Source organism: Planococcus massiliensis (genome assembly GCF_000821325.1).
Taxonomy (GTDB): Bacteria; Bacillota; Bacilli; order Bacillales_A; family Planococcaceae; genus Planococcus; species Planococcus ruber.
Window position 1 is genome coordinate 2157950 of sequence record NZ_CCXS01000001.1, and the last position, 26820, is coordinate 2184769.

A 26820-nucleotide genomic window follows, 5' to 3' on the forward strand; every position below is an offset into this window, starting at 1 on the left:
AACGAAAAGAGGTTTTTGAATGTTTACTCAAACAGATTACAGCGGCACCCGTGCAGACCAGTATGCGATGCTCGGCAAACAGCTGGATGCATTATTAGAAGGTGAAACCAATACAGTCGCAAACTTAAGCAATGCTTCTGCGCTACTCAATCAGTTTTTGGAACGCATTAACTGGGTCGGCTTTTACTTGATGGAAAATGGAGAGTTGGTTCTCGGACCTTTCCAAGGCCTGCCTGCTTGTGTCCGCATCCAAGTCGGAAAAGGCGTCTGCGGCACCGCCGTATCGGAAAAGAAAACGATGCTGGTTGAAGACGTTCATGCTTTTCCTGGACATATTGCCTGCGACGCAGCTTCGCGTTCTGAAATCGTGGTGCCGCTCGTAAAAGACGGCACTGTAATCGGCGTTCTGGATATCGACAGTCCAGAACTTAGCCGTTTCACTGCCGATGATCAAGCGGGCCTTGAGCATTTTGCAGAAATTCTGCTAAAACATCTATAAGCGTGAAAAGCCAGGATCTCATAAAATGAGATCCTGGCTTTTTTTTGTAGAAGTTTGAAGCCATCATTGTTAGCTAGGCGCTTCCGCTTTTCTAATATCCAGACTCCAACAGCCAGATTCTCGGGTCATAAGCCGTCTTGGCTATGCGGCAAAGAACGCTGCTTCGCCAATCTGTCTTATGCCTTTCGGACCTAACCGGCTGTTTCCGCTTTTCTATTGTCCAGACTCCAGCGCCCAGCCCCTCGAGGTATTAAGCCACCCAGCTCTGGAAATCACGATTTCCGCCGCTGGCTGTCTTAAGCTTGTCGGGGCTTAACGGGCGCTTCCGCTTTTCTAGGCTTCCTGCAATTTCGGTTTTACCGTTTCAAACGCTTTTGCCAAATCTTCGATTAAGTCATCTGTATGTTCAAGTCCAACGGAAAGGCGCATGAGCGATTCGGTAATGCCCATCGCTTCCCTTTCTGTTTGCGGCACTACTGCGTGGGTCATGGAGGCCGGATGTTGGATCAAGGTTTCTGCATCCCCTAAGCTGACCGCGATTTTAATCAGCGACAAGGCATTCATGAAAGCCTGCGCTTCTTTTTTGCCGCCTTCAATTTCAAATGAAATCAAACCGCCGCCGTCTTTCATTTGCGCTTTTGCGATTTCCACTTGCGGATGGGCATCGTCAAATGGATAGTAGATTTTTTTCACCAGCGGTTCCTCTTTCAAGAACGCCAAAACCTTCTTTGCGTTCGCGATATGGCGGTCCATTCTGACATGCAATGTTTTCAAACCGCGGATGATAAGCCAGGCATCGAAAGGCGACATAATTCCTCCAACGTCTTTTTGCACAGTCATGCGGATATTTTGCATCTCTTCCCCATCTTTTCCGACAAGAATGCCCCCAATGACATCGCCGTGTCCGTTCAAATATTTTGTCGCACTATGCAGAACAAAATCGGCTCCCATTAAAATGGGATTTTGAAGATACGGCGAACTGAAGGTATTATCAACGATTACGCGCAAACCATGCTTTTTGGCTACAGCCATAACCGCTTCCAGATTGACAATTTCCATCGTCGGGTTGATCGGCGTTTCTAAATAGATGCAGACGGTTTCCGGACGGAGCGCCCCTTCAATTTCCTCTTCGGTTGTCATGCTGACCAAGTCGTGCGTAATCTTATATTTCTCTTCCATCATTTCCAATAGACCGAACGTACAGCCATATATGCCGCGCGAGCACAGAACATGGTCTCCCGCTTTTGTTGCATGGATTAAAATCGCACTGACTGCCGCCATCCCCGAGCCAAATGCCAGCGCCCCTTCGCCGTATTCAATTTCAGCCATTCGTTCTTCCAGAATGCGCACTGTCGGATTTCCAAGGCGCGAATAAATATTGCCAGCTTTCTCTCCCGCAAAACGGCTTTCCCCTTCTTCTGCCGTTTCAAAAGAAAACGTCGAAGTCTGATACAACGGAGCAGCTAAACTGTCGTGATGAACAGCACTGCCATACCCCTTATGAATTACCGCTGTCTCCATAGTCATCCTTGATTTCTTCATTTCCCTACACCCCTTAGTAGTTTTTGAAAACGCTTACATTATAACTAATTTCATTCTACCTTGGAAATTAAAAAAAAGAAAGCCGTTGCTTCAGACAGTTTTTTCTTTTCGTTGACTTTTTCTTTCGATTTCAGTTATACTAGACTTTGTGTAAAATAATCGCAGCAGTTGTATGTGCGTGTTTGTTCATTTTGTTCCTATCTGCATAGGTGTATCGCGTAACTCATGGCTGCAGAGCGAAGGTACATGAAAACAAAATGGCTTACAGCATGAATGCATCTGGTTTTTATTTTACTTCAAAAACCAAAAAAAGAGGAGGAGACATATATGTCTCGTTATACAGGTCCATCATGGAAACTGTCACGCCGCTTAGGAGTTTCCCTAACAGGCACAGGTAAAGAATTAGAAAAACGCCCTTACGCACCAGGTCAACACGGTGCTAACCAACGCAGAAAAGTTTCTGAGTACGGTTTGCAACTTCAAGAAAAACAAAAACTTCGTTTCATGTACGGTGTAAACGAACGCCAATTCAAAACTTTGTTCAACAAAGCTGGTAAAATGCCAGGTAAACACGGTGAAAACTTCATGATCTTGCTTGAAGCTCGCCTTGATAACGTTGTATATCGTTTAGGTCTTGCGCGCACTCGCCGCCAAGCTCGTCAATTAGTTAACCACGGCCACATCCTTGTTGATGGCAAACGCCTTGACATTCCGTCATACAGCGTGAAACCAGGACAAACGATTTCTTTCCGTGAAAAATCTAACAACCTTGATGTAGTTAACGAAGCAATCGAAGTAAGCAACTTCGTTCCTGAATATGTTACTTTCGATGCTGATACTAAAACAGGTACATTCGTGCGCCTTCCAGAGCGCAGCGAATTGTCTGCTGAAATCAGCGAACAGTTGATCGTTGAGTACTACTCACGGTAATTGAAAAAACCTCGATCCGGTCCGCCGGTTCGAGGTTTTTTTGTGGAAAGAAAAAGGGCCCCCTGTTTAAAGGGAGCCCTTTTGATTTACTGGTTTATTCAGGTTAGGAATAGAGTTTTTCTTCCAGCACTCCGTCCACGAGTTCGATCGCTTTTTCCAGCCGTTCGTTATAATCGCCGTTTATGGAATGGTATCGAATACCGCGTTTATCCAAAAGTCCTTTGAGGTAGGCATGATTCTTCTGCCTTACGGATGGGTCACCGAAAGAACGCATGCCGTCATCCACCCATTCCACGTCAGGCTCCAGGAATAGCCATAAATCATACCGTTGAAGATCCGCGACATGATCCAAGATTGGCTGTTCGTAGCCGAGGTAGGCCCAAGAAAAGTATTGGGTCACATTCGCTTCTGTATCAATGAACAGCAGTTTATTGGCGCGCTTCGCCTGTTCTTCTTCATGGTACTTGTGTTCAAAGGCGATTTTCGGAAAATCGGACTCAATCGCAATTTCTGCGCCGATGTCTTCGTAGAACGTGCGTCCGTATTCTTCTACATAACTCGTATTGTACAAATTGGCCAAGTTCTTAACCAATGTCGACTTCCCTGAGCTTTCAGTGCCGACCACCACTATTTTCCGGACGAAATATGGCTGGACGACGTGCGGAATGATTGCCCAATGCTTCATTGCCCCTTCTTCCCGGATTTGCGTCGCAGAAACCGGATAAGTCCGTCGTTCTGCATCCAGAACAATATGCTGCGCGTTCGGATACAGCTTCTCAAAATGCCGCCCATATTCCGGTTCGGAGCTGAACACCGTATCAATCTCTTTTCCAATGGCCGATTTAATGCTTTCGGCCCCTTGTTCCCAATCTGAAAATTCGCCGGTCTGCTTTTCAGAAATTGCATGGACTTTAACATGCGGCAAGTCTTTCGTCAGTTCATTCCACCACCGGAGCCGTTGATGGAATGGGATCGGCTTCATCGTCGTTCCTTTAAAATAGAATTCCTTTTCATATTCTTCATCATGTGTAATCATGACGTGCAATTCTTCGACCATCGTACTGGCTCGAATCATGGCACTTACATGCCCTTGATGGACGATTAGAAATTTCCCGCCATACATCCCTACTTTTCCTATAGCCATCCCTACATGCTCTCCTTTGCCAAATCCTGCTTCTTGGCCATTTTTCTCCAGTTATAGTAGCCGTAAATCGAATTGAATAAAAATGCCGTCCACATGACAACCAATGCATAATCGTTGCCGCCTGATGCATCGAGCGTAATTACCCATAAGGCAATCGACAAGATATTTACTAAAATCCAAATTAGCCACTGTTCTGCAAATCGCTTAAGCATCAGAATTTGCGCCATGACCGAAAGAATCGTTGTCGCCGAATCCAATCCGACAGACCGCCCGCCGATCACCTGAAGCAAAATAGCATACAGCACAGTCCCGGCAATGACGGCGATTATTGAATACATCCAAGATTTGATGCTCATTGTTTTTACAGCGACATCTTCGCCTTGTACACTGTCTTTGTTTTTTATGCTGTTACGGTGCCATAAGTATAATCCGATAAACTGAATCGGAAAATAGAAAAGCCCGTTCAGCATGGCTTCTCCGTACAGCCCATAAGTGAAAGAAATGTAAGCATAGGTGGATGTTTGGACCATCCCGAAATAATAATTGCTGATTTTCCCCTTTGCGACTAGCAGCACACAAAACATTCCGGTCAAAGAACTGATTAACCCAAGAAGTGTATCGTCCCAGGCAAAGAATAAATAGATATTAATCGCAGCAAAAACAACCAGCCAACTTTTTTCAAACAGAGTCCAATCTTCAAAAAACTTTTTTCTTTTTGAAAGTGCAGCAGTACCGACCATTCCCTCGTCCTCCTAGTTGTACAAGCTCGTAACTTTACTTATAAGTCCTTCGATTACAGCAGCAATCATCGGCAAGCCCCTTGCTGTTTGATGCAATCCTTTCCCCCGACTCTATCAGTATACTTCTTCGAAAAAGCAACTTGCATCATTTTTTTAGAATAATTTTACATTTCTTTCATTAAAAAGATCGCATAAAAAAACGGCGCTTTCGCTGCTAGATTCAACTAACAACGAAAGCGCCGCTTTAATGAGGGCTTTATTATCCGTCTATTAACGAAATGCCATTTTCTTTTAGCGCTTGTGCCAATGTATTGTAAACTTCAATGTCCACAAATTTAATTCCGAGATGGACGGCTGTTTGTGCGATGACCGGGCTCAGGCCGGACAAGGCTGTTTTGACTCCAATAATCTTTAGACCGTTGATCAGCTGAAACACTTGCTGGGCGACCATCGTATCGATGATCGGCACCCCGGAAAGATCGATGAACAATTTTTCGATATTGTGTTTAGCGCTCTGGCGAAGCGTTTTTTCAAAAACGATTTGAGCACGATGGGTCGTAATCTCGCCGATCAGCGGAAGAAAACCTGAGTGTTTCGTCAGCAAGATAACGGGTGCACTCATTTCCACGATCATTTGCTGCTGGGCATGCAAGCGATCTTGAGCGGCTTTTGTATTTTGGGAAGTGAACTCAAGGATGACCGAACTGATTGAATTCACTACTGCAAGATTCCATTCATTTAATTGTTCTATTGAGACCGTATCTTCATTCTCTTTGGCATAAGATCCAATCATTTCTAAGTATTGTTCCTGCGTCCGGAAAAATTCGCCGAGTACACTCACTACCGGCGTGGAGAGATGGTCTTCATCTTTGGCAATCGTTTCGATCCAATCTTGGAAACCCGCAAAAAACTCTTCCTTATCTTTTTCAAACATGGCACAGAAACGCACATGAAATTCATGGTTCTGATGCTTTAACGTTTCTATTTTTTCAGGGTCAGTCGAACTGTAGACTCCCCCTTTATTTTTGTCCAACCCTTCATACCATTTTTCGGTTAATTCCCATGTACGTTCAGTCAAATAATGATATAAACCCTGATTTTTGAGCATATGTCTCTCCCTTTGCATCCAGAGGCATTTTCGGACAGGCTAATTTGCCTTGAAAATCACCTTAGTTTCTAAATTAAATTGCCTTAATTTAATCATATACGATTCTTTAAACAAGTGCATAATTATAAGCGAGACATTTTTTATTCTTTCCCCTTTTTGCCTTTTTGTTGTCGATTTATAGCGGAGGTGCTAATCTTGTATTATCATGAAAACCGAAATGAGGTAAGGCGTATGGCGAAAGTTTCACTTGCAGAGGCAGTCAAATTAAAAAGTATTTTGGCAAAGCGGATTCACGAATTGGAAGAGGAAATGGTGCGTGTCTCTTTTGCAGAGATTGAAAAAGGAGGCAGCTTGCCTAAACAAGCTCGTTCAATCGCAGATGCTGAATACGATTTGGAAAACGTCCGCAAGGATTTTAGGACATTGGACAAATTAATGTATGAAGCAAACATTTCGCATGTCATCGAATTCAACGGCGAAGCCCTAACTATCGTTGAGGCGATTGAATACGCTACCCAGCTTCGCGCAAAAGCCCGACTCTACAAAGTTTTTGGCGCTTCTAAAAAAGAGGAATTCCCTTATAATTTCGGCGAAGCTGCGGCGCTTATCAGAGTCGCCTTATTCGATCCCGAGGAATATCGCTTAAAAGCACTGGACAATGAACGCCAGGCGAACCGGCTATCGAATGCCATCAACGCTAAAAATTATACGATAGCACTTAATTTCGATGGTTCAACATATTTTTAACCTTGAAGGGGTGAGACTCCGCTTCAAGGCATAGAGGAAGAAAATTGCTGCGCTTCGGTGCACTTACTCGAACAGGAAATGGCCAAACCCATGACTTATCACCCGTTCCCAAGTTACCTGTTACCGATTCCCAACTATCAGCAATAGCGGCGGAATGCCAAACTCTGTATGACTGTCTTCTTCTATGAGTCCCTTTGCCTGTTTGGCAGAGGGATTTTTTTAATGGTAAACTGGTTAAAACGGAGGTGCAGATAATGCGGATTATTTCAATTTGTCCAAGCAATACCGAGCTGCTTGCATTTTTAGGGGCAGAGGATTTGCTTGTAGGAATCGATGATTATTCCGATTGGCCGAGTTCAATTACTCACTTGCCTCGGCTCGGGCCTGATTTATCGATTCGAATGGATGAACTCGAAGCGTTGAAGCCCGATTTGGTTCTGGCTTCCCTCAGCGTACCGGGAATGGAAAAAAATGTGGAAGAATTGGTAAAAAGAAAGATTCCGCACCTTGTGTTGGATCCCCAAACTTTAGAGGAAATTGGCCATGACCTTTTAACAATTGGCCAAGCTTGCGGCATAGACGCCGTTCCCATTCAACAGGAATTTCTATCTGTTGTCGCTGATTTAAAAAAGCGGGCGGCAGCCGTTTCTTCTCGCCCTTCCCTTTACTGGGAATGGTGGCCGAAGCCTGTGTTCACGCCAGGCCGCGTCAACTGGCTGACGCAGATCAGCGAGCTCGCTGGCGGGCGCAACGTTTTCGAAGACGTCGATTCTGCGAATATCCAAACCGATTGGGAAGATGTGCGAACACGAAATCCCGATTATATTCTGCTCGCCTGGGTCGGCATCATGACCTCCAAAGTCAAACCCGAGCTTGTCCGAAAACGCCCGGGCTGGGATGAAATGAAAGGCTTTGAAAACATCCATGTAATGGAAGAAGAGCTGTATTGCCGGCCTTCTCCCCGCTTGATTGAAGGAGCAGTGAAGCTCGGAAAACTTCTTCACCCAGAACAGTACAGGGATATGGAATTGCCGCGATTCATCAAAGCGAAACAACGATAAAAACGAGCAGCCATATACGGCTGCTCGTTTTTGCTTGCTTTAATTGTTAAAGTCCCGCAGGTCCGCGTTTTTCAATTGAACGCGTATCATCCAGACCATCGTCGCCTCTGATCGCCGTCGAAGAATTTCCGCCGATCAACGGATCTTTAGGATCCACAAAGCCATCCCGGTCGTTATGGTCTGGAAGGAAATCTTTCTGATCTTCAACTAATACTAAAATGCTGCCTTCATTAAATTGAGATTCATAGCGCTGTGCTTCGTCTTCCGGAATACCCATCCCGATCAAAGCGCCAGCCAAACCACCGATGCCTGCGCCAGCGGCAGCTCCCGTCAATCCAGCAACAATGGGTCCAGCTGCTACAATCGGACCGATTCCGGGAATGGCTAGAGCCCCAATTCCTGCCAGCACGCCGCCGAGACCACCTAAGGCGCCGCCTGTTAGAGCGCCAGCAGCTGCACCTTCTTCGACATGCGTATCGGTTTCTTCCATAATATTTTCTGCTTCTCTTTTATCCTTGCTTAGTACGGAAATATCTTCTGAACGATAACCTTGCCGCTTTAACTCCTCTATCGCGGCAATTGCTTCATTTTCTGTTTGATACGATCCTGCAACTCGTTGTTTTGCCATTCTGAACGCCTCCTCTGGATTATGTTCTGCCATAGTGACAAATTACCCGCAGAGAGAGGAGGTAAACATTTTCCTTTTGATCCAATCATTACGGAATTTCAGTACTTAATGCAAAGACTTCGGTTCAGCTCTAATGTTAAAGTTTTTGCGGCGATAAACACTCAGGAAAATGCCCACTACTAAGGCACCAAGCATAGTCGGCCAGAATCCGTAACTGAGAAGCGGCAATGACATGCTGATCGACGGCAGCACTCCAAAAATCATCCCGATATTATAAATAGCTTGAACTACAAATAGAGCAACTCCTCCGCTCAGCAACATCTTTCCATATGGATCTTTTAGTTGGCGAGCAATATAGACCATGCGAACGGCCACTCCAGTTAACGCAAGTAAAAGAAGCAACCCAGCTGCCCATCCAAAATGATGAATAATATTTAAGAAAATGAAGTCTGTATGCGCAGAAGGGATAAACTGCATGTCGCTAAGATCGCCAAACCATGTGGATTCACTTACTATTTGGTTAATTTGCATGTACATATATCCCGAAGTTTCACTATATTTTTCAGGATTCAAAAACGCATAGAAGCGCTCTAATTGATACTCTTTCAGAGAAGTAAATGTGATAGCCATTATAGAAGCGGTTAACGTCAAGCAAACTGCTGCAAATCCGAATATTTTCTTATTGTTCAAGGAGCTGGATATCAACATGGTTAAAACCATTAAACTATAAATCAGGAAAGCAGCCATTCCACCTGCATTTAGCATTAAAGCGGAAGTCAGGAGAAAGAAAAGAGCAGCTTTCCAGAATACCGCTTGTTCCTGCACTAAATAAGAAGCCCAAAACAGAAATAAAATTGGCAAGGTATGTAGAATTTGAAAAGACAGCGGACCAAAATCGATAATTGGATAACCGTTCATCATTCCAGTGGACAGGAAATTCAACAGAAGCAGCAATATAATCCCAATCCCCAGAAATAGCCAATGTAGATTTTTTAATTTCCGGTAATCAAAGAACATTAACCCTATTGCAGCTGCAACTCCAAGCACTGCCATGACACTTTTCTTCCCGATATAACTGCCGAGGTCTGCGGCATTTATTGCTACGAGAGGCAAGAAACTAAATCCGATAATTAACAGGAACAGCGTTAGCATGGCCCAATCCAGTTTTGGCCGGTAAAGCGAATTCAGCTGTATCCCTAAATGAACTGGACTTCCCATCTGTTCAATTGCCCTTTCTTCTGCTTGCATCTCATTAAGTCCTTTATTAAGCAATGCCTTTTGGGTTTCTCTTAAATGATAAGTTAATTCAGCTTCAACCTGTTCTTTCGCTTCTTTTGAACGAACTTGCTCAGTCACTTTCTTCACATAATGGTTTTTTCTATTCCCCACAGCTCTTTACACCTCCAATATCTCTTTTAAATAAGACTGTTTAACAGCATATTTCTTTTCAGCTTTCCTTAATATTTTCTGGCCTTTATCAGTTAAACTATACAACTTTGCTTCATTCTCTTCCCATTTGCTGACCAAAAGACCATTCACTTCTAAACGATGCAATAAGCTATATAGCAATCCCTCATTTTCTTCAAACCTTTTAATGCCCCTGCTTCGAAGGTAAGTGATTAAGACAACACCTGTTTTTTCTTGTACGAGAAGTTGCAGCACAGACAAATAGACATATTCATCACTCTCCACCTGCTTTCTTATTTCCGTGTGGATGCTGTTTTTAAGTTGATCTGTAAATTCCAATTGATTGAATACTTTTTTCTTCATCACTTGTCTCAGTTCTTTTAAACGTTCTTCCATTGTTATCCCTCCAAACTTTCTTTAAGAAGTTCTTTAGCCCTCTTTAATCTTGTTTTGATGGTACTTTCATTCTTCATTAAAGTTGCAGCAATTTCACGGATTGAGAGCTCTTGAAAATAATAGAGATAGATTACTTCCCGATAAATGACGGGTAATTTCATGACAACAGCAGCCAGTTCCTCATCTTCATCTTTTTGGATAATTGATTTTTCCAGCGCAATGTTGCTGTCCTCATGAAGGAATGGCTCTTCTATAGCGAGAACGATATTCTTGTAATGCCAGCTTTTCAAATAATCTTTGCTATGATTGATAGCAATTCGCCAGAGCCACGTTCTGAATGTCGATTTCTGCTTGTATGTATGCAGTGATTTATAGCACTTAATGAAAATTTCCTGAGTTAAGTCTTCTGCAGCCGCCCGGTTTTTCACATAAGAATATACGAGCTGCAAAATTTCCTTTCCATATTCTTTAATAGCTTCGTTAATAATTTCCTCTGAACTTGCTGTACTGATCTGGTCAAACGTTATTTCGTCCACTGCTTAGCCTCCTGTCTTAAATTTAGACGACCCAGACAAAAAGAAAGTTTGGAAAACGCCGTAAAACTTTTAAGCTTTGGAGCCGAAAAGAAAACACCGTTTAGATCATAAACGATGTTTAGCCAACCTATTCACTTTCATCCCCTTTTTTATTCTCCACAAAAATCTTCAAGTTCTGAACGGACATAATATCCTTCAATCACTGCATGCCCTGAAGGATAAAACGTCGTCTCCCATTCACTGCCATCATCAAATCGCAATATTGCAGTATGGCCTTCCGCCAGTTCGAACTCTTCTGTTCCTTCTCGTTTGCTTGAATTGATTTCCTCTTTTACGGCCTGTAAACGGACCGGATCTGTGATTTCAATCAGAGCCTCCGTTTCCAGACAGCGAATATCGATTTTTTCTATTTCTTTCTCGATAATCGGGCTTGTAGGCATACAAGCTGCAAGTGCCGCTATTATTATTCCCAAACCCGCATGCTGCCGCTTCATCCATACCCCACCCTACTTTTAAATTCAATCCAAAATCGCTGCTTTTTCTGGATGATGTAAAAACGAAAAAAGCATCTCGATTTGAGCTTCTGTGTTCCGATTCAAAGAAAGTTCAGGCAATGCAGCAGCTGAGAAAAATTCGACTCCGTCCGTCTCTACTCCAAATGATGCCCTACCGCCTACAATTTCACATTGAACAAATAATTTATAATAATGATAGGGCTGCGGCGGATGTCCGTGTTTATTCATATCCAAAAGAGCCAATAGTTTTACTGGAACAGCTTGAAACCCCGATTCCTCCCTTATTTCTTTCACAATATTCTCGCTTGGGGATAGGCCGATATCACAAAAGCCTCCTGGAAGCGCCCATTTATTGTCGACTTTCTCTTTGACCAATAAAATTTTCCCATCCCGGAATACGGCTCCCCGGACATCCACCTTGGGAGTTTGGTAACCTTTTTCACTCGCAAATAAGTCTTTGATCTTTTCCATTTCCACTTCGGTATGTTCAGCCATAATTTCTGTACTGATAGTGCGCAATTCTTCAAAACGCTCCATATCGTATACATCTTTCGAGTAAGTTAACCCTGCTTGAGACAGAGACTGAATGCGTTTAGCCCATTCCAACCATTTTGTACTCATTAAATCCCTCGATTCAACTAATAATATCCTCTTAACTGCATTCTCTGCGGAATGCCGCTATTCCTCTTTAAAATAAAAAAAACCGCCTACCAAGCAAAATTGCTCGATAGACGGTTAAGCGCTTCTCTAGTAGATTATGCGTTTTGGTGAACCAATTTAGAAGCTGCCTCTTTCACTCGCTCAAGGCCTTCTTCGATAATCTGTGCCGCTTTGTCAGGTGTTGCGTTATGGCCTTCGATGATGACTTCATCAACAATCTGCATGCCGAACACGCCGCCGAAAACATTGCGCATATAATTAACAGCCATTTCCATCGGTGCCGCTTCTGGTGAAGAGTAAACGCCTCCGCGTGCATTCAAGAAAATCGCTTTTTTGTCTGTCATCAATTGAATCATATTACCTTCTGCATCGTATTTGAATGCAAATCCAGCGGCATACACATAGTCGATAAATGTATGCAATTTAGCAGGAATCGTCAAATTCCATAATGGGAATGCAAATACCACAAGGTCAGCTGCAGAAATGGCATCCATTGCTTTTTGTTTCGCTGCTAATAGACGTTGTTCGATATCTGTCAATTCTTCTTCATTTTGCAATTTGCCGAATGCATTGAAAAGATCTTGGCCGAAATAAGGCATATCTTCTTCGTACACATCATAAGTTGTTACGTTCAAGTCTTTATTATCTTTCACCGACTCCATGAACGTTTCGTACATCTTGCTTGAAATGCCTTCAGTTGCCGGACGGTTGTTCGCTTTTACTACTAATACATTCATTTGTTCAAATTCCTCCAATAAATTATATTCACATCCCCTATCATATAATGAATACGTATTTTTTTGTTGTGAGACGACTTATCCTGACTTCAAGATATTCATTTCGTGAACATTTTATGACTTTTTCCATTTACTGGTGAAACCTTTCGATTCTAGCTCCGTATTAAGACCAGGAGGGATGGCATGATTTCTTTTGTATTGATTTAATTGGTTGGCCTACCGATTGCAGTCCTTCTTCATGAAGTCGGCCATGCCATTGGCAGTGCTTTGTTATCCAAAGAAAAAGTGAGAGTCTATCTAGGTCCGTTGGATGACAGCAATAAAGAAAATTTTCGGTTCGGAAAGATTTCGTTTCATATCCGGTGGGCTTATTACGGATTTTGCGCTTTGGTGAAGCCAAAAGAAAAACGATCAAAAATTCAACGATTCTTATTCTTAGCAGGAGGTCCTGCTGCTTCATTAAGCCTTGCACTTTTGTCTTTCGCCGCTTTAAATCAGCTGACGAATTGGGACCTTCAGAATTTCACGAAAGGTTTCATGTACATTAATCTTTGGTTATTTGCCGGTACGTCCATCCCTGTCATCTATCCGAAATGGATGGGTCCATACGCAGGACACTCATCTGATGGCTATCAGCTCATTCAATTAATGAAGAAAGAAAAAACACTTGAAACAAAAGCGGATTAAAAAAATGCGGCTTCCCAATGGAAGCCGCATTTTGCCTTTATTTATTAACTAAACTGAACCATATGGTATTTTTTCTTGCCTCGGCGGATGATGGAGAACGCATCTTCCAACCGGTCTTTTTCATCGATGATGTAGTCAAGGTCAGTGACTTTTTCACCATTCACCGAAATTGCGCCGTTTGTGACATCTTCCCGCGCTTGGCGTTTAGATGAAGAAATGCCTGCTTCGACGATCAAGTCGACAATCGACTTCGCTTCTTTCGCGAGTTCAACTGATGGCACATCTTTAAAAGCAGCGCGCATTTCCTCTGCTGATAAAGCCTTCAAATCTCCGCTGAACAAGGCTTTCGTGATGCGCTGCGCATCTTCAAGCGCTTTTTCGCCGTGGATCAATTTGGTCATTTCTTCAGCTAAAACCGTTTGCGCTTTACGCAAATGCGCTTCCGTTTCCACTGTAGTTTCAAGAGCTTCAATTTCTTCGCGGTCGAGGAATGTGAAAATCTTCAAGTATTTGATGACATCTGCATCCGCTGTATTGATCCAGAACTGGTAGAACTCGTAAGGAGAAGTCTTTTTCGCATCGAGCCAAACAGCGCCGCCTGCCGACTTCCCGAACTTCGTTCCGTCCGCTTTCGTCACTAACGGAATCGTGATGCCAAAAGCTTTCGCTTCTTCATCATGTGTTTTGCGAATCACTTCAAGCCCTGATGTGATATTCCCCCATTGATCAGAACCGCCGATTTGAACGCGGCAATTGTAATGGTTGTACAAGTGGTTGTAGTCAATTGCCTGAATCAATGTATATGAGAATTCCGTGAAAGAAATTCCTTGTTCCAAACGTGATGCAACCGAATCTTTTGCCAGCATGTAATTCACGGAAATCAATTTTCCGTAGTCGCGCAAGAATTCAATAATGCTCATCTGCCCTATCCAGTCGCGGTTGTTAACCATTTTCGCACCATTTTCAGAAGCAAAATCAAAAATTTGTTCCATTTGGACTTTAATGCCTTCCACGTTCTTATCAATCTGTTCCGTTGTCTGCAGTTGGCGCTCTTCATTTCTTCCAGAGGGATCGCCGATCATGCCGGTAGCTCCGCCGACTAAAAGAATCGGCTGATGCCCGTGCGTCTGAAAACGTCGCAATGTCAATAGCGGCACGATATGGCCGATGTGCATGCTATCCGCTGTCGGGTCTACACCGCAGTACAACGAAATCTTCTGTTCATCTAATAATTTCTCCATGCCTTCTTCGTCGGTTTGCTGGTAAAGCAAGCCTCTCCATTTTAAGTCTTCCAATAATGCATTTGCCATTTCCATTTCCTCCTTGTTTCAGCTAATAAAAAAAGCCCCTGCATGAAATTCATGCAGGGACGCTTTTGCGCGGTACCACCCAGCTTGGAGAATCTGATTCTCCCGACTCAATATGTGCCGTACGGGGCACTTCCGTAAACTCCAAGCCTGTAATTCAGCTACTGCGCTTTGACCGGTTTGCACCAACCACCGGCTCTCTCTACAAAGTTTGCAACGCCTACTTCGGACTCTTCATCGTTTGAATATGAAAATATATTAGTTAGTTTACTTTATTATGACATATTGTCAATCTTTTTAGTTGCTTTTGTGTGAATATGCTATAATAAAGCGAGATTTTAGGAGGTTGATAAAGTGCTTGAAAAGATAAGGGACGGCCTTAGGAAAACCGAAGAAACCTACAATAGATGGACTTCCGCAAAATGGGCAAAACGTTTGAGCATCACTAGTGGTGTGCTTTGGAACTTGGCTATTTTGCTTGCAATTATATTTGTCGTCGGCGGTGTATTTGCCGCTTCCGTTGGAGCCGGTTATTTCGCTTCCCTGGTGGACGAAGAAAAACTTCGTACGCCGGATGAAATGCGCGGTGAAATTTACAGCTATGCCGAAACCTCTGAGATGTTTTTTGACAACGAAGTCTATATCGGAAAATTACGCACCGATTTAGAACGAAAAGAAACAAAGCTCGATAAGGTTTCAAAATTTGCAATTGACGCGGTTCTTGCGACAGAGGATGAATACTTCCTAGAACATGACGGAATCGTGCCAAAAGCGATTTTCCGTGGATTGTTCCAGGATGTTTCAAACTCCGACAGCCAAACAGGCGGATCGACATTGACACAGCAGTTGATCAAGAACCAAATTTTAACCAATGAAGTATCCTACGAACGAAAAGCCAAAGAAATTTTGCTTGCAATGCGCCTCGAAAAATTCATGTCGAAAGACGAGATTTTAGAAGCTTATTTAAACATCATCCCTTACGGAAGAAACTCTTCCGGTGCGAATATTGCTGGGATTGAAACTGCGGCAAACGGCTTATTTAACGTATCTGCAAGTGATTTGAACTTGCCGCAAGCCGCTTTCATTGCGGGAATCCCGAAAGCGCCTTTCCGCTATACGCCCTATACATCAACTGGCGATCCGAAAGACGATGAAGCGTTGCAGTACGGAATTGACCGCATGAAGACGGTGCTATTCCGGATGAAGGAAACAGAATACATTACCCAGAAAGAATACGATGAAGCAATCGCTTACGACATCAAAAAAGATTTCCGTTTAGATGAACAGCGTTCTTATGAGAAATATCCGCACATCACAGTTGAGCTAGAAAAACGTGCATCCCGCATCATTATGGATGTACTCGCTGAACAAAATGGAATCGACCCTGCTACATTAGAAGAAAATGATAAGTTATACGAAGAATATGCCATTTTGGCAGACCGTGCCGTTCGTTCGAATGGCTACCGCATTTACTCGACCATCAACAAAGAAATGTTCGATGCACAGAAAAAAGCGGCCGCATCCTACGAATCGTACGGGGCGACTTTGACCGCTCCTGCTCTTAATGCAGAGGGCGAAGAAATACAGAAGCAATACCCTGTCCAAATCGGCAGTATGACCGTCGAAAACAGCACCGGCAAAATTTTAAGTTTTGTCGGAGGGCGCGATTTTGAAATCGAAAAACTGAATCATGCGACACAAGCTTTCCGTTCCATCGGTTCTACCGCTAAACCGCTGTTGGTTTACGGACCTGCGATTGAACTAGGAAAAATCGGGGCTGGCAGCCCGGTGGTCGATGTGAAATTCACACAAAATATCCCTGGCCAGAAGCCTTACAAACCGAGCAACTTTGTTCCAACGAGCGAACAAGGCATCATGCCTGCCCGCAATGCTTTAGCAGAATCCCAAAACTTGCCGGCACTTCGCCTCTATTCTCAAATTCAAAACCAAGATCCAAGCAGCTATATGAGAAAAGCTGGATTAACGAGAGTGATTGAGAATAAAGAGAAAGTGAATGCCTTTTTAACATCTGCCCTTGGCGGCGGTGTCGAAGCTTCAGTTGAACAACTGACGAGTGCTTACTCCATGTTCGCTACAAATGGCAAACATAAAGATGCATACATGATTCAACGCATTGAAGATGCAGACGGCAATATCGTATTTGAACAAAATACAGAAGACGGAGAACAAGTATTTTCTCCACAAACTTCTTATATCCTTACGGATATGATGCGCGATGTCTTTAAAACGGAACGTGGTACTGGTAATCGTGCAAACAGCTTACTTAAATTCAGCTCAGACTTTGCCGGCAAAACCGGAACCACCCAAGATGCAAAAGATGTGTGGATCGTCGGCTTAAACCCGAACGTAACGATGAGCGTATGGCTCGGCTATGGAACAGAGAAGTTCCAATTAAATGACCGGCCAAACAGCGAATTACAGCCTTCTGTCCGGGTTAACCAGTTATGGGCGCGCTTAATGAATGCCGCTTATGACACGAACCCTGAATTAATCGGTACTAAAGAAACGTTCAAAGCACCTGAAGGCGTTGTCACCCGCTCATTCTGCAGCATTTCAGGGCTTGCCCCAGGCGGTGCATGTTCGGGTGCTGGCTTAGTGAAAGCCGACTTGTTCAATGCCAACGTTATGGTTCCGACAAAAGCAGATGACAGCTTGACTTCAGGATCTTATACGACTGTAAATGGTTCCCGTTACTTGGCACTGGATAGTACGCCAAGAGAATTTGTCAGCAGCGGCGGTGCCGGTGTTTCCAAAGCTTATATTGACCGCATGCTCGGTAAATTGGGCGGAGATGCAAGCAAACTCTTCCCGGGCAATTCAAGATTCTCGAATATTGTTTCCGGTTCTACATTGAACCACGATGGCGTAGCGCCTGCCGGTGTTCAAGCATCGTTGAACGGCAGAACTCTTACTTGGAGCAATTCCGCTTCGAATGATGTCGTCGGCTACCGCATTTACCGGAGCGGCGGAGGCAATTCTTTACTCGCTTCCATCTCGGAATCTCGTGGAAATTCTTATACTTTGCCGGGTCCAGGCAGCTATTTTGTCGTAGCTGTGGACATCACCGGCCAACAATCGCCGCTCTCCAATACAGTAGGCATTGAAGCGCCAAAACCGGCGGCTCCTGCCAAACCGGAGGAAAATACAGCTCCTCCGGCGGATGAAGAAGACGAAACGGAAACGCCTCCTGAAGAGGAAGAGGAAGAAGAAGAAACTACTCCTCCTCCAGCTAATGGCGGCACTACCCCTCCTCCGGCTGAACCAACAGAACCGGAAGAAGGCGACGGTGAATAATTTATTCCCGCAACTTAAAAAGGCACCAGCTGAGAAAAATCTCAGCTGGTGCCTTTTATGTTTCAAGCTTTCGGATCTAAACGGCTGTTTCCGCTTTTCTTTGTCTAGACTTCGGCAGCCAGATTCTTGGGTCATAAGCCAATCCGGCTGTGTGGCTGAAAACACGCCACTTCGCCAGCTCGTCTTATGTCCGGCGAATCTAGATGGCTGCCTCCGCTTTTCTCTATTGTCCAGACTCCAGTGCCCAGCCCCTCGAGTCGCTTCGGTCTCTCAGCAAATGGCAAAGAGCGCCATTCCCTGAAAGCCCTCCAGCGCTTGTCGGGGCTAGACGGGCACTTCCGCTTTTCTCTATTGTCCAGACTCCAACAGCCAGATCCTCGGGTCATAAGCCATCTTGGCTGTACGGCAAAGAACCCCGCTTCGCCAATCTGTCTTAAGCCTTTCGGATCAAAACGGCTGCCTCCGCTTTTCTCTATTAATCTTCCATCGTCGACAAATCGCCTGTCGGCAAGTCGAGTTCCCATGCTTTCAAGACACGGCGCATAATTTTACCGCTTCGGGTCTTCGGCAGTTTGTCTTTGAATTCGATTTCTTTCGGCGCCGCGTGGGCAGCCAGCCCTTTTTTGACGAATTGCTGGATGTCTTGGACCAATTCTTCAGAAGGTTCATGGCCCGCATTTAACGCAACAAAGGCTTTGATGATTTCCCCGCGTACCGGATCCGGTTTTCCAATGACCCCTGCTTCTGCCACCGCTGGGTGCTCAAGCAATTTGCTTTCTACTTCGAATGGACCTACGCGTTCGCCGGAAGTCATGATGACATCATCTACCCGTCCCTGGAACCAGAAATAGCCTTCTTCGTCCATATAAGCCGAATCCCCGGAAACGTACCATTTATCATTCAAGAAATACGATTCGTATTTTGATGGATTGTTCCAAATTTGGCGCATCATGGACGGCCAGCCTTTTTCGATCGCCAAATTGCCCATTTGGTTTGGCGCCAGTTCGTTTCCTTGATCATCAACAATGGCCACTTTGATGCCCGGAACCGGTTTGCCCATCGAGCCCGGTTTGATTGCCATGGATGGGTAGTTGCAAATGGTCTGCGCTCCCGTTTCTGTCATCCACCATGTGTCGTGGATCCGTTTATCGAATACTTGGACACCCCAACGCACAACTTCCGGATTCAAGGGCTCCCCAACGGATAAAACATGGCGAAGCGTTGATAGATCGTATTCTTTTACCAATGCATCTCCTGCGCCCATCAGCATGCGGAAAGCTGTCGGCGCACTATACCAAACGGTGACGCCAAAATCTTCAATCGCTTTGTACCAGCCATCGGGAGAAAAACGTCCTCCTAAAATAACAGTAGTCGTACCGGTCAGCCATGGAGCAAAGACGCCATAAGCTGTCCCCGTCACCCAGCCAGGGTCGGCTGTGCACCAGTAGATATCTTCCTCCTGAAGGTCCAATACCCATTTGCCGGTCTGGTATTGCTGGACCATCGCATATTGGGCATGTAGAACGCCTTTCGGTTTTCCGGTCGAACCGGAAGTATAATGGAGCACAAGGCCGTCTTCTTTATCCAGCCATTCAATTTCAAATTTATCGGAAGCCCCGTGAAGATGCTTCATGAAATCAACCGTATGATCATTTTCTTCAATTTCTTCCCCTACAAGGAAAACAGTTTTAAGATGCGGCAGCCGGTCAAACGGCACGCGCGGCAATAATTCCGGAGTCGTAATAATCGCTTTCGCGTCGCTGTCATCCAAGCGGTCGTAAATGGCGCCTTCCATAAACGCTTCAAATAATGGCCCGACGATCAAGCCCATTTTCAAGGCACCGAACATGGCAAAATAGAGTTCCGGAGAACGCGGCATAAAAATAAACATGCGGTCGCCTTTCTCCAGTTCCGAATGGGATTTCAATAAATTCGCTGCACGGTTTGTCATACGCTTCATTTCATAGAACGTATACGACTCGTTTCGCGATTGGTCTTTGTAGTAAAGAGCTACTTTATTCTTTCGATAGGATTCAGCGTGGCGGTCGATCGCTTCGTACGCCATATTTACTTTACCGCTTTCATACCAACTGAATTCTTTTTCAACTTCAGTCCAGTCGAAATTAGCTGCGATGTCTTCATAATTATGTAGATGATGCTCCCCTTGTTTTGCTGGTATCGCTTCCACTTTCATCCAAATCATCCTTTCCCAATTGGTTCTCCTTCATTCTACAACATTCTGACAATTGATTGCGAATAATTTTAACTTTTTAGAAAACAATGGATAATTTCACTTTCCAAATCCCATTTCTATTTTTATTTCATGTATAATGTACCTAATTGTACCTAACAGGCGGTGAAAAGATGGAACATCAGAAGGAATACCATTCAATGAATCTAGAAACAAAAAATGGTCCGCTGCTTCTTGAAGGGCCCGTCCCTTCAAAAGAATTGAAAGCGCTTGAATTCCACGAAGACCTCGTGGCATTTAGACAGCCGGCCCAACAGCACAAAGCCATTACGGAAATTGCCGATCTCCCGGAAGGCCGCATTCTTATTGCCCGAGTGGAAAATACCATTGTCGGCTACGTAACTTTCCTCTACCCTGATCCTCTTGAACGATGGTCGGAAGGAAAAATGAAAGACTTGATTGAACTTGGCGCCATCGAAATCATTCCTAAATACCGCGGCGGCGGTGTCGGAAAATCTTTGCTGCGCTTATCGATGCAGGATGATTATTTCGAAGATTTCATCGTCATTACGACTGAATATTATTGGCATTGGGATTTAAAAGGCACCGGATTAAATGTCTGGGAGTACCGAAAGATTATGGAGAAGATGATGCAGGCTGGCGGATTGGAATATTTCGCGACTGACGATCCGGAAATCAGTTCCCATCCCGCCAATTGCTTGATGGCCAGAATCGGCAGCAGAGTTCCGCCAGAGTCGGTCCAGCAATTTGACCAGCTCCGTTTCATGAACCGCTATATGTATTAATCGAACAAAAGGGGTGTTTCCATGTTAATAGAAGAAATTATGAAAACGGAAGTGCAAACTTTATCTGTGGACCAAACCGTCCAAGATGTATTTGAACTTTTTGAAAAACAGCGAATCCGCCACGCACCCGTAGTAGAGAATGGCAAAGTCGTAGGCGTCGTATCTGACCGTGATTTAAAAGATGCCCTGCCCTCCCGTTTTACCGTCTCTCCTAAAAAAGACGCTTACGAAAAAAAAGTGGAAGACATCATGACCAAAAATCCGATCACGGCTCACCCGATGGATTTTGTGGAAGAAATCGCATTGGTTTTCTATGATCAGCAAATTGGCTGCCTTCCGATCATCAGCAATAGCAAATTGGTGGGCTTTATCACCGAAACGGATTTATTGTACAAATACATTGAATTGACCGGGGCCCATCAGCCAGGCTCGCAAATAGAAATAAAAGTCCCTGACCGCTCCGGCGTTCTGTTTGATGTATCCAAAGTTTTCCATGATAAAAACGTGAATATTTTAAGCGTGCTGGTATACCCCGACAGCAGCAATCGCGCGAACAAAATCCTGGTGTTCCGGGTTCAAACGATGAATCCGCTTTCGCTCATTGAGGACTTGCGAAAAGAAGGTTTCGATGTCTTATGGCCGAGCGCACCGCAAATGAACGAATGAAACACGCAGTATTTATTTTTTCAGAAGATCAATTGGGGTATAAATTTTCTGATACGCATCCATTCAACCAAAAAAGGCTTGTGCTGACCATCGATCTTCTCCGCGAAATGAATGCGCTTCCAGAAGACTTGATTGTGCCTGCCCGAGTCGCTTCAGATGAGGAATTGCTGCTTGCCCATGACGAACGCTATATTGAAATCGTAAAAAAAGCAAGCAGAGGCGAAATCACACCGGAAGCCGGTGAAAGCTATGGCATCGGAACCGAAGATACGCCGATTTTTGAGAACATGCATGAAGCGAGTGCGCGATTAGTCGGCGGCACATTGACTGCTGTCGATTACGTTATGGAAGGAAAAGCCCAGCATGCTTTGAACCTGGGCGGCGGCCTCCATCACGGGTTCCGCGGAAAAGCTTCAGGCTTCTGCATTTACAACGACAGTTCAGTGGCCATTAATTACATCAAGAAAAAATACGGAGCGAGGGTCCTCTACATTGACACCGATGCCCACCATGGGGACGGCGTCCAATGGAGCTTCTATGACGATCCGGACGTCTGCACGGTCTCGATTCACGAAACCGGACGCTACCTCTTCCCTGGAACCGGCAATATCAACGAACGCGGGAGCGGCCAAGGCTATGGCACTTCTTTCAATTTTCCGATCGATGCCTTTACGGAAGATGAATCGTTTCTTGATATTTACCGGACAGCGATGAAAGAAATTGTAGAATTCTTCAAGCCCGACGTTATCCTTAGCCAAAACGGTGCTGACGCCCATTATTTGGACCCGCTTACCCATTTATATGGAACGATGAATATCTATCGAGAGATTCCTAAAATCGCCCACGAACTGGCTCACACGTACTGCGACGGCCGGTGGATTGCGGTCGGAGGCGGCGGTTATGACATTTGGCGCGTTGTCCCTCGCGCTTGGTCGATGATTTGGATGGAAATGAATAATTTCCCTTTGCCGCATGGCAATTTGCCAGAACCATGGCTTTCCAAATGGCAGCCCGAATCGCCTGTGCCGCTGATTAAAACGTGGGAAGACCCCGTCAATATGTACCAAGCCATTCCAAGAAAAGAAGAAATAACCGACAAGAACTTCCAAATGCTCAATAAAGCCTTATATATGATTCGAAATGCATAAAAAAGAGCCCTGATGAGGGCTCTTTTTTTATGCATTATTTTTTGTCGATTGGCGTTCTTCAATGCGATACGGCAAAATGACTTGTTTTTCTTCGATTTCTTCTTCATTCATATACTTTGTCAATAAACGCATGGAGACGGCTCCGATATCATATAAAGGAAATGCGATGGATGTCAGCATTGGACGTGCCATGCGAGCCAGTTTGGAATTTTCGTAGCTGATGATTTCTGCATCTTCAGGCACTTTTTTCCCGCTTTCTTCAAGCGCATGAATGACACCGATCGACATTTCGTCATTGCTGACGAAATAAGCGGTTGGCTCATAAGGCTGCAAAGTAGCGACTGCTTTCATTCCTTCATCATAAGAGTTATTGCATTCTACGACCAATTTCTCATCATAGTCGATGCCTGCGTCCTCCAACGCTTCTTTATAGGCTTTTAATTTGAAGTCTTTATTGATCTTAGAGCTTAACGGACCCGAAACAAAAGCTATTTTCTTATGTCCATTATCGACCAATTTTTTAACCGCTTCATAGGCAGCTCCATGATAATCGATATTTACGGATGCCACTGCATTCGTTTCATCAATCGATCCGGCTAGAACGATCGGAGTTGGCGATCTTTCCATTTCATAAAGAAGTTCAGTTGAGATTACATCGCTCATGAAAACTATGCCATCCACTTGTTTTCCAAGCATTGTTTCCAGCAATTGAAGTTCCTTATTTTGATTTTGGTCTGAGTTCGACAAGATGATGTTGTAGCGGTACATGGTCGCAATGTCTTCGATTCCCCGAGCTAATTCTGCATACATACTGTTTGAAATATCGGGAATGATGACGCCGACCGTTGTCGTTTTCTTGCTGGCTAACCCTCTAGCCACTGCGTTAGGGCGATACCCCAATTCTTCAATTACTTTTAATACTTTTTTTCTTGTAGCAGGTTTTACGTTTTGGTTGCCATTCACTACGCGCGAAACGGTAGCCATGGATACATTCGCTTCTCTTGCTACATCATAAATCGTAACGGTCACGGTGCGCCCTCCTTTCCTATATCTATAATCATACGATAAAGCGTTTCCTCTAATCAACTAAAAAAAGAAAAGCCGGGGGGCCCGGCTCTTCGGAATTACATTTTCAATTCGTATTGCTTCATGAATTTCATCAATGAATCGTAGTATTCATCGAATTGCTGCAAATTCATTTGCTGAGCTGCATCGGACAATGCGACTGCTGGGTCTGGGTGGACTTCAGCCATAACGCCATCAGCTCCGATTGCGATTGCCGCTTTAGCAGCTGGCAATAAGAGGTCGCGGCGGCCAGTAGAATGGGTAACGTCTACAAATACCGGCAAATGCGTTTCTTGCTTTAAGATCGGCACTGCTGAGATGTCCAGTGTGTTTCTTGTCGCTTTTTCGTAAGTGCGGATTCCGCGTTCGCAAAGGATGATTTGATCATTTCCTGATGCGATGATGTATTCTGCTGCATTGATGAATTCATCGATTGTAGCAGCCATCCCTCTTTTTAGAAGAACCGGTTTGTTGATTTGCCCTACCGCTTTCAGCAATTCGAAGTTCTGCATATTGCGCGCTCCTACTTGAACCACATCCAAGTACGGCAATGCGTCTTCCAAATGCGAAGGCGTCACAATTTCCGTCACGACAGCCAAATTGTATTGTTCTGCTGCCGCTTTTAACATTTTCAAGCCTTCAAGGCCTAGACCTTGGAAATCGTAAGGAGAAGTACGCGGCTTGTATGCTCCACCGCGGATTAAACGAAGGCCTTTTCCGCCAATTGCTTCTGCAACTTTCGATACTTGCTCTTGCGATTCAACTGCACATGGCCCGAAGATGAATGAAGGGGTTCCTTCACCGATGCGTTCCCCGTTAACTGTAATTACGGTATCCTCTGATTTCTTTTTACGGGAAACCAGCAATGCTTTGCGTTGGTCTTCTTCTTGCAAGTCCAAAGCGGATTTGAAAATTTCCTTGAATATATGGTCAACGGTTTTTTGATCAAGCGGGCCGTTGTTATGGTCTTTTAATAAGTTAAGCATATGGCGTTCACGCAGCGGATCGTAGCGATTGACACCTTGTTTTTCTTTGATCTTTCCGATTTCCTGGATGACTGTTGCTCTTTCGTTGATAAGAGAAAGGATTTGCAGGTTGACTGCGTCAACTTTTTCTCTAAGCTGTTCTAAATCTAATTGGCTCATTTTCTACTTCCCCTTTCGAGATTCACCTTACTTAGTGACTCATATTAACATATTAGGACTATTATAAGCAAAGTATTCAATAAAGTCACGAAATTTATTTTAGCGATTCAACGCGCTAAAGTGTTTTGGAATGAAAAAAGCTGAAGCACAAGGCTTCAGCTTACTTTTAAGCGATAAATTCAGTCATGGATTTGCTGGTTATATCCCCGTGAGAGGCATGCCAATCCACTTTTTCGCTTGAAAAATGGAACAATTGAGGCGATTCATGTTTGATTCCGGTGATTTGCGCAATATTTTGTGACAATTCCCGGTCTTCCTGAACCACTAAAAATAAAAACAGTTGATTTGGATGCAATGAACAGTATTCGTTGAATTCATTCCATGCGGCGGCTGAAACCGGGCATGTACTGCTGTGTTTAAATAGCCAATAATGCTGGGCTTTCCCTGCATGCTGCTTCAAACTGTCCAGATCCTGTACACGCACTAGATTTTCCATTTAACCCGCTCCTAAATCAGTTTGATGATTTGTTGTTGTTTTTGTTGCTTGAGTTATTGCTGTTTGAATTATTATTTTTGTTGGTTGAGTTGTTGTTTGGTTTATTGCTGCTGGAGTTGCTGTTGCTTGATTCGGATTTCTTTTCTTCTTTCACTTCTTCTACTGCTTCGCGCAAAGCATTTGCAGTTGACGTAAAGGCTTCTTTGCCTGATGATTCTGCTTTATCCACTGAATTTTGCACCGTATCCAACATTTCAATCGATTCTTCGCCTTCTGATGAAGCCGTACCGTCATCCATCGGAGACTGGCCGCCTTTCAGATTTTTCACTTTATCCACAACTTTAGAAGACTGGTCTTTAACTTGCTGTGTTAACCCGCCAGATTTTCCTTTGGCAGTATCTGTATAAGTTGCTGTTTTTTCTTTTAAAGTAGTGGCATGCGTATTTAAATCCGAACGCAATTCTTTGCCTGATTTAGGCGCTAAGAACAATGCTGTAGCAGCACCGATAATTCCGCCGACTAAAGCGCCGATGATAAAGTCTTTTGAGCTTGACTCATCCTCATAATCGTAAAGGTCATCATAGCGGTTTGTCATGCCGTAAGATTGCGGCACATAATCATTTTGCTGATAGTTCTGGCCGTTTTGAGAATAATAGTCGCGATTGTATTGCGGTTCATTATAAGTTGGGCGTTGGTTGTTGTCGTTGTTATGAGTCATTTGAACATTCCTCCATTAAAGTAGTTTAGTATTGATCATTGTGCGGCAACTGCTTCTGCCCTGGAACAGGTGCATAAGATGATGCAGCACGGGATTCATAGATTTTGCGCTCTTTCCACTTGTCTCGGATTCCCATGACAACGTTGCTCCATTGAACAACTTGCGCAATCTTGTCTTGGTTCAATTCAACTTGAGTGGATACTTCAGAAGTGACGCGGCGGATAGACGAATTCAAATCCGTTACCGAATTTCCTACGCCTTTCACTGCATCTACCACTGTGTTCAGTTTTTCAGATTTAACTTGAATGTCTTCAGCTAATTCATTGGTTTTGTGCAGCAAGTTCGTTGTCTCCAACGTGACCCCCTGCAATTGATTTTCAAGGCCTGCTACTGTTCCAGTTACCTCTTTCAATGTGTTCTTCAGCGAATTCAATGTCATCGCCAATGCTACGCATAGAATTAAAAATCCGATAGCTGCTACGATAGCTGCTATGTAAAGCAGTATTTGCCAATCCATGCTTTTTCCTCCTTTTGCGAAACTGTTATATCTCTTTTGTACCCTGCTGCTTATACACCTAAACACCGGTACTTTAACTTAATTCAACAAAACTTAAGGAAATCCTCCT

At 44.2% G+C, this 26820-nt stretch carries 27 protein-coding genes and 1 other annotated feature; of the genes, 9 read left to right on the top strand and 18 right to left on the bottom strand.

Going from position 1 to position 26820, the window contains the following annotated elements:
- Nucleotides 1-19 precede the first annotated feature (19 nt).
- Nucleotides 20-499, top strand: coding sequence for a GAF domain-containing protein (locus BN1080_RS10660; RefSeq protein ID WP_052652040.1), 480 nt, complete (start codon nt 20-22; stop codon nt 497-499).
- 333 nt (nt 500-832) lie between these two features.
- Here the strand turns inward: BN1080_RS10660 and megL are convergent, their stop codons facing one another.
- Nucleotides 833-2041, bottom strand: a complete 1209-nt coding sequence (gene megL, locus BN1080_RS10665; RefSeq protein ID WP_052652041.1) for a methionine gamma-lyase — start codon at nt 2039-2041, stop codon at nt 833-835.
- A 327-nt stretch (nt 2042-2368) separates the two neighbouring features.
- On the opposite strand from megL, the gene rpsD reads away from it, so the two are divergent.
- The gene (gene rpsD / locus BN1080_RS10670; RefSeq protein ID WP_052652042.1) at nt 2369-2971 is read left to right on the top strand and encodes a 30S ribosomal protein S4; all 603 of its coding nucleotides are present in this window, start codon (nt 2369-2371) and stop codon (nt 2969-2971) included.
- Between the two features lie 103 nt (nt 2972-3074).
- Here the strand turns inward: rpsD and nadR are convergent, their stop codons facing one another.
- The 3 genes from nadR to BN1080_RS10685 all read right to left on the bottom strand — a co-directional run bounded on the left by nadR (nt 3075) and on the right by BN1080_RS10685 (nt 5963).
- Nucleotides 3075-4115, bottom strand: a complete 1041-nt coding sequence (nadR, locus tag BN1080_RS10675; RefSeq protein WP_052652043.1) for a multifunctional transcriptional regulator/nicotinamide-nucleotide adenylyltransferase/ribosylnicotinamide kinase NadR — start codon at nt 4113-4115, stop codon at nt 3075-3077.
- A gap of 2 nt (nt 4116-4117) precedes the next feature.
- Nucleotides 4118-4855, bottom strand: coding sequence for a nicotinamide riboside transporter PnuC (gene pnuC / locus BN1080_RS10680; protein ID WP_052652044.1), 738 nt, complete (start codon nt 4853-4855; stop codon nt 4118-4120).
- Nucleotides 4856-5114: 259 nt separating this feature from the next.
- Nucleotides 5115-5963: an STAS domain-containing protein gene (locus BN1080_RS10685; RefSeq protein ID WP_052652045.1), complete on the bottom strand. Its 849-nt coding sequence runs from the start codon at nt 5961-5963 to the stop codon at nt 5115-5117.
- 231 nt (nt 5964-6194) lie between these two features.
- On the opposite strand from BN1080_RS10685, the gene BN1080_RS10690 reads away from it, so the two are divergent.
- Nucleotides 6195-6710 (top strand): hypothetical protein, encoded by a 516-nt coding sequence (locus BN1080_RS10690; protein ID WP_052652046.1) that lies wholly within the window; start codon nt 6195-6197, stop codon nt 6708-6710.
- 254 nt (nt 6711-6964) lie between these two features.
- Nucleotides 6965-7771 carry a cobalamin-binding protein gene (locus BN1080_RS10695; RefSeq protein ID WP_052652047.1) on the top strand — a complete coding sequence of 269 codons (807 nt, stop codon included), beginning with the start codon at nt 6965-6967 and terminating at the stop codon, nt 7769-7771.
- A gap of 46 nt (nt 7772-7817) precedes the next feature.
- On the opposite strand, the gene BN1080_RS10700 is transcribed toward BN1080_RS10695, so the two are convergent.
- The 7 genes from BN1080_RS10700 to BN1080_RS10730 all read right to left on the bottom strand — a co-directional run bounded on the left by BN1080_RS10700 (nt 7818) and on the right by BN1080_RS10730 (nt 12650).
- Nucleotides 7818-8399 (bottom strand): general stress protein, encoded by a 582-nt coding sequence (locus BN1080_RS10700; protein ID WP_052652048.1) that lies wholly within the window; start codon nt 8397-8399, stop codon nt 7818-7820.
- Between the two features lie 105 nt (nt 8400-8504).
- Nucleotides 8505-9788 (bottom strand): FtsW/RodA/SpoVE family cell cycle protein, encoded by a 1284-nt coding sequence (locus BN1080_RS10705; RefSeq protein WP_052652049.1) that lies wholly within the window; start codon nt 9786-9788, stop codon nt 8505-8507.
- Nucleotides 9789-9794: 6 nt separating this feature from the next.
- A complete protein-coding gene (locus BN1080_RS10710) occupies nt 9795-10202 on the bottom strand; it encodes a PadR family transcriptional regulator (protein WP_052652050.1) in 408 nt (135 codons plus the stop codon).
- Between the two features lie 2 nt (nt 10203-10204).
- Nucleotides 10205-10738, bottom strand: coding sequence for a sigma-70 family RNA polymerase sigma factor (locus BN1080_RS10715; protein WP_052652051.1), 534 nt, complete (start codon nt 10736-10738; stop codon nt 10205-10207).
- 149 nt (nt 10739-10887) lie between these two features.
- Nucleotides 10888-11232, bottom strand: a complete 345-nt coding sequence (locus BN1080_RS10720; RefSeq protein ID WP_052652052.1) for a hypothetical protein — start codon at nt 11230-11232, stop codon at nt 10888-10890.
- Nucleotides 11233-11256: 24 nt separating this feature from the next.
- Nucleotides 11257-11874: an NUDIX hydrolase gene (locus tag BN1080_RS10725; protein WP_052652053.1), complete on the bottom strand. Its 618-nt coding sequence runs from the start codon at nt 11872-11874 to the stop codon at nt 11257-11259.
- A gap of 134 nt (nt 11875-12008) precedes the next feature.
- On the bottom strand, nt 12009-12650 hold the full coding sequence (locus tag BN1080_RS10730; RefSeq protein WP_052652054.1) for an FMN-dependent NADH-azoreductase: 642 nt from the start codon (nt 12648-12650) through the stop codon (nt 12009-12011).
- Between the two features lie 207 nt (nt 12651-12857).
- Between BN1080_RS10730 and BN1080_RS10735 the strand changes: the two genes are divergently transcribed.
- Nucleotides 12858-13337 (top strand): hypothetical protein, encoded by a 480-nt coding sequence (locus tag BN1080_RS10735; protein ID WP_052652055.1) that lies wholly within the window; start codon nt 12858-12860, stop codon nt 13335-13337.
- Nucleotides 13338-13381: 44 nt separating this feature from the next.
- Here the strand turns inward: BN1080_RS10735 and tyrS are convergent, their stop codons facing one another.
- Nucleotides 13382-14647, bottom strand: coding sequence for a tyrosine--tRNA ligase (gene tyrS / locus BN1080_RS10740; RefSeq protein ID WP_052652056.1), 1266 nt, complete (start codon nt 14645-14647; stop codon nt 13382-13384).
- Between the two features lie 52 nt (nt 14648-14699).
- Nucleotides 14700-14891: a binding site (T-box leader), on the bottom strand.
- Between the two features lie 107 nt (nt 14892-14998).
- Here tyrS and BN1080_RS10745 point away from each other — a divergent pair.
- Complete coding sequence (locus tag BN1080_RS10745; protein WP_052652057.1) at nt 14999-17959, top strand: transglycosylase domain-containing protein; 2961 nt, start codon at nt 14999-15001, stop codon at nt 17957-17959.
- 475 nt (nt 17960-18434) lie between these two features.
- On the opposite strand, the gene acsA is transcribed toward BN1080_RS10745, so the two are convergent.
- Nucleotides 18435-20153 (bottom strand): acetate--CoA ligase, encoded by a 1719-nt coding sequence (gene acsA / locus BN1080_RS10750; RefSeq protein WP_052654561.1) that lies wholly within the window; start codon nt 20151-20153, stop codon nt 18435-18437.
- Between the two features lie 170 nt (nt 20154-20323).
- Between acsA and BN1080_RS10755 the strand changes: the two genes are divergently transcribed.
- The 3 genes from BN1080_RS10755 to BN1080_RS10765 are packed head-to-tail and all read left to right on the top strand — an operon-like array spanning nt 20324 to nt 22770.
- A complete protein-coding gene (locus tag BN1080_RS10755) occupies nt 20324-20956 on the top strand; it encodes a GNAT family N-acetyltransferase (RefSeq protein ID WP_052652058.1) in 633 nt (210 codons plus the stop codon).
- Nucleotides 20957-20977: 21 nt separating this feature from the next.
- Nucleotides 20978-21622 (top strand): acetoin utilization AcuB family protein, encoded by a 645-nt coding sequence (locus BN1080_RS10760; RefSeq protein WP_052652059.1) that lies wholly within the window; start codon nt 20978-20980, stop codon nt 21620-21622.
- Nucleotides 21619-22770 (top strand): acetoin utilization protein AcuC, encoded by a 1152-nt coding sequence (locus BN1080_RS10765; protein ID WP_052654564.1) that lies wholly within the window; start codon nt 21619-21621, stop codon nt 22768-22770. Before BN1080_RS10760 ends, BN1080_RS10765 begins: the two co-directional genes overlap by 4 nt.
- 27 nt (nt 22771-22797) lie before the next feature.
- Here BN1080_RS10765 and ccpA read toward each other — a convergent pair whose 3' ends face one another.
- From ccpA to BN1080_RS10790, 5 genes are all read right to left on the bottom strand, one after another.
- Complete coding sequence (ccpA, locus tag BN1080_RS10770; protein ID WP_052652060.1) at nt 22798-23799, bottom strand: catabolite control protein A; 1002 nt, start codon at nt 23797-23799, stop codon at nt 22798-22800.
- A gap of 95 nt (nt 23800-23894) precedes the next feature.
- Entirely contained in the window at nt 23895-24980 is a 1086-nt protein-coding gene (locus tag BN1080_RS10775; RefSeq protein ID WP_052652061.1) for a bifunctional 3-deoxy-7-phosphoheptulonate synthase/chorismate mutase, read from the bottom strand.
- A gap of 166 nt (nt 24981-25146) precedes the next feature.
- Complete coding sequence (gene ytxJ / locus BN1080_RS10780) at nt 25147-25476, bottom strand: bacillithiol system redox-active protein YtxJ (protein ID WP_052652062.1); 330 nt, start codon at nt 25474-25476, stop codon at nt 25147-25149.
- Between the two features lie 16 nt (nt 25477-25492).
- Nucleotides 25493-26194 (bottom strand): YtxH domain-containing protein, encoded by a 702-nt coding sequence (locus BN1080_RS10785; protein ID WP_052652063.1) that lies wholly within the window; start codon nt 26192-26194, stop codon nt 25493-25495.
- Nucleotides 26195-26219: 25 nt separating this feature from the next.
- On the bottom strand, nt 26220-26711 hold the full coding sequence (locus BN1080_RS10790) for a DUF948 domain-containing protein (RefSeq protein WP_052652064.1): 492 nt from the start codon (nt 26709-26711) through the stop codon (nt 26220-26222).
- Nucleotides 26712-26820 lie beyond the last annotated feature (109 nt).

Coding starts and splice junctions, on each gene's coding strand:
- BN1080_RS10685 (WP_052652045.1), bottom strand. CDS start 5,963: ATGCTCAAAAATCAGGGTTTATATCATTATTTGACTGAACGTACATGG.
- BN1080_RS10700 (WP_052652048.1), bottom strand. CDS start 8,399: ATGGCAAAACAACGAGTTGCAGGATCGTATCAAACAGAAAATGAAGCA.
- BN1080_RS10690 (WP_052652046.1), top strand. CDS start 6,195: ATGGCGAAAGTTTCACTTGCAGAGGCAGTCAAATTAAAAAGTATTTTG.
- BN1080_RS10730 (WP_052652054.1), bottom strand. CDS start 12,650: ATGAATGTATTAGTAGTAAAAGCGAACAACCGTCCGGCAACTGAAGGC.
- ytxJ (WP_052652062.1), bottom strand. CDS start 25,476: ATGGAAAATCTAGTGCGTGTACAGGATCTGGACAGTTTGAAGCAGCAT.
- BN1080_RS10760 (WP_052652059.1), top strand. CDS start 20,978: ATGTTAATAGAAGAAATTATGAAAACGGAAGTGCAAACTTTATCTGTG.
- megL (WP_052652041.1), bottom strand. CDS start 2,041: ATGAAGAAATCAAGGATGACTATGGAGACAGCGGTAATTCATAAGGGG.
- BN1080_RS10660 (WP_052652040.1), top strand. CDS start 20: ATGTTTACTCAAACAGATTACAGCGGCACCCGTGCAGACCAGTATGCG.
- BN1080_RS10790 (WP_052652064.1), bottom strand. CDS start 26,711: ATGGATTGGCAAATACTGCTTTACATAGCAGCTATCGTAGCAGCTATC.
- acsA (WP_052654561.1), bottom strand. CDS start 20,153: ATGAAAGTGGAAGCGATACCAGCAAAACAAGGGGAGCATCATCTACAT.
- BN1080_RS10695 (WP_052652047.1), top strand. CDS start 6,965: ATGCGGATTATTTCAATTTGTCCAAGCAATACCGAGCTGCTTGCATTT.
- BN1080_RS10755 (WP_052652058.1), top strand. CDS start 20,324: ATGGAACATCAGAAGGAATACCATTCAATGAATCTAGAAACAAAAAAT.
- BN1080_RS10725 (WP_052652053.1), bottom strand. CDS start 11,874: ATGAGTACAAAATGGTTGGAATGGGCTAAACGCATTCAGTCTCTGTCT.
- pnuC (WP_052652044.1), bottom strand. CDS start 4,855: ATGGTCGGTACTGCTGCACTTTCAAAAAGAAAAAAGTTTTTTGAAGAT.
- BN1080_RS10720 (WP_052652052.1), bottom strand. CDS start 11,232: ATGAAGCGGCAGCATGCGGGTTTGGGAATAATAATAGCGGCACTTGCA.
- BN1080_RS10710 (WP_052652050.1), bottom strand. CDS start 10,202: ATGGAAGAACGTTTAAAAGAACTGAGACAAGTGATGAAGAAAAAAGTA.
- rpsD (WP_052652042.1), top strand. CDS start 2,369: ATGTCTCGTTATACAGGTCCATCATGGAAACTGTCACGCCGCTTAGGA.
- tyrS (WP_052652056.1), bottom strand. CDS start 14,647: ATGGCAAATGCATTATTGGAAGACTTAAAATGGAGAGGCTTGCTTTAC.
- BN1080_RS10785 (WP_052652063.1), bottom strand. CDS start 26,194: ATGACTCATAACAACGACAACAACCAACGCCCAACTTATAATGAACCG.
- nadR (WP_052652043.1), bottom strand. CDS start 4,115: ATGGCTATAGGAAAAGTAGGGATGTATGGCGGGAAATTTCTAATCGTC.
- BN1080_RS10775 (WP_052652061.1), bottom strand. CDS start 24,980: ATGAGCCAATTAGATTTAGAACAGCTTAGAGAAAAAGTTGACGCAGTC.
- BN1080_RS10765 (WP_052654564.1), top strand. CDS start 21,619: ATGAAACACGCAGTATTTATTTTTTCAGAAGATCAATTGGGGTATAAA.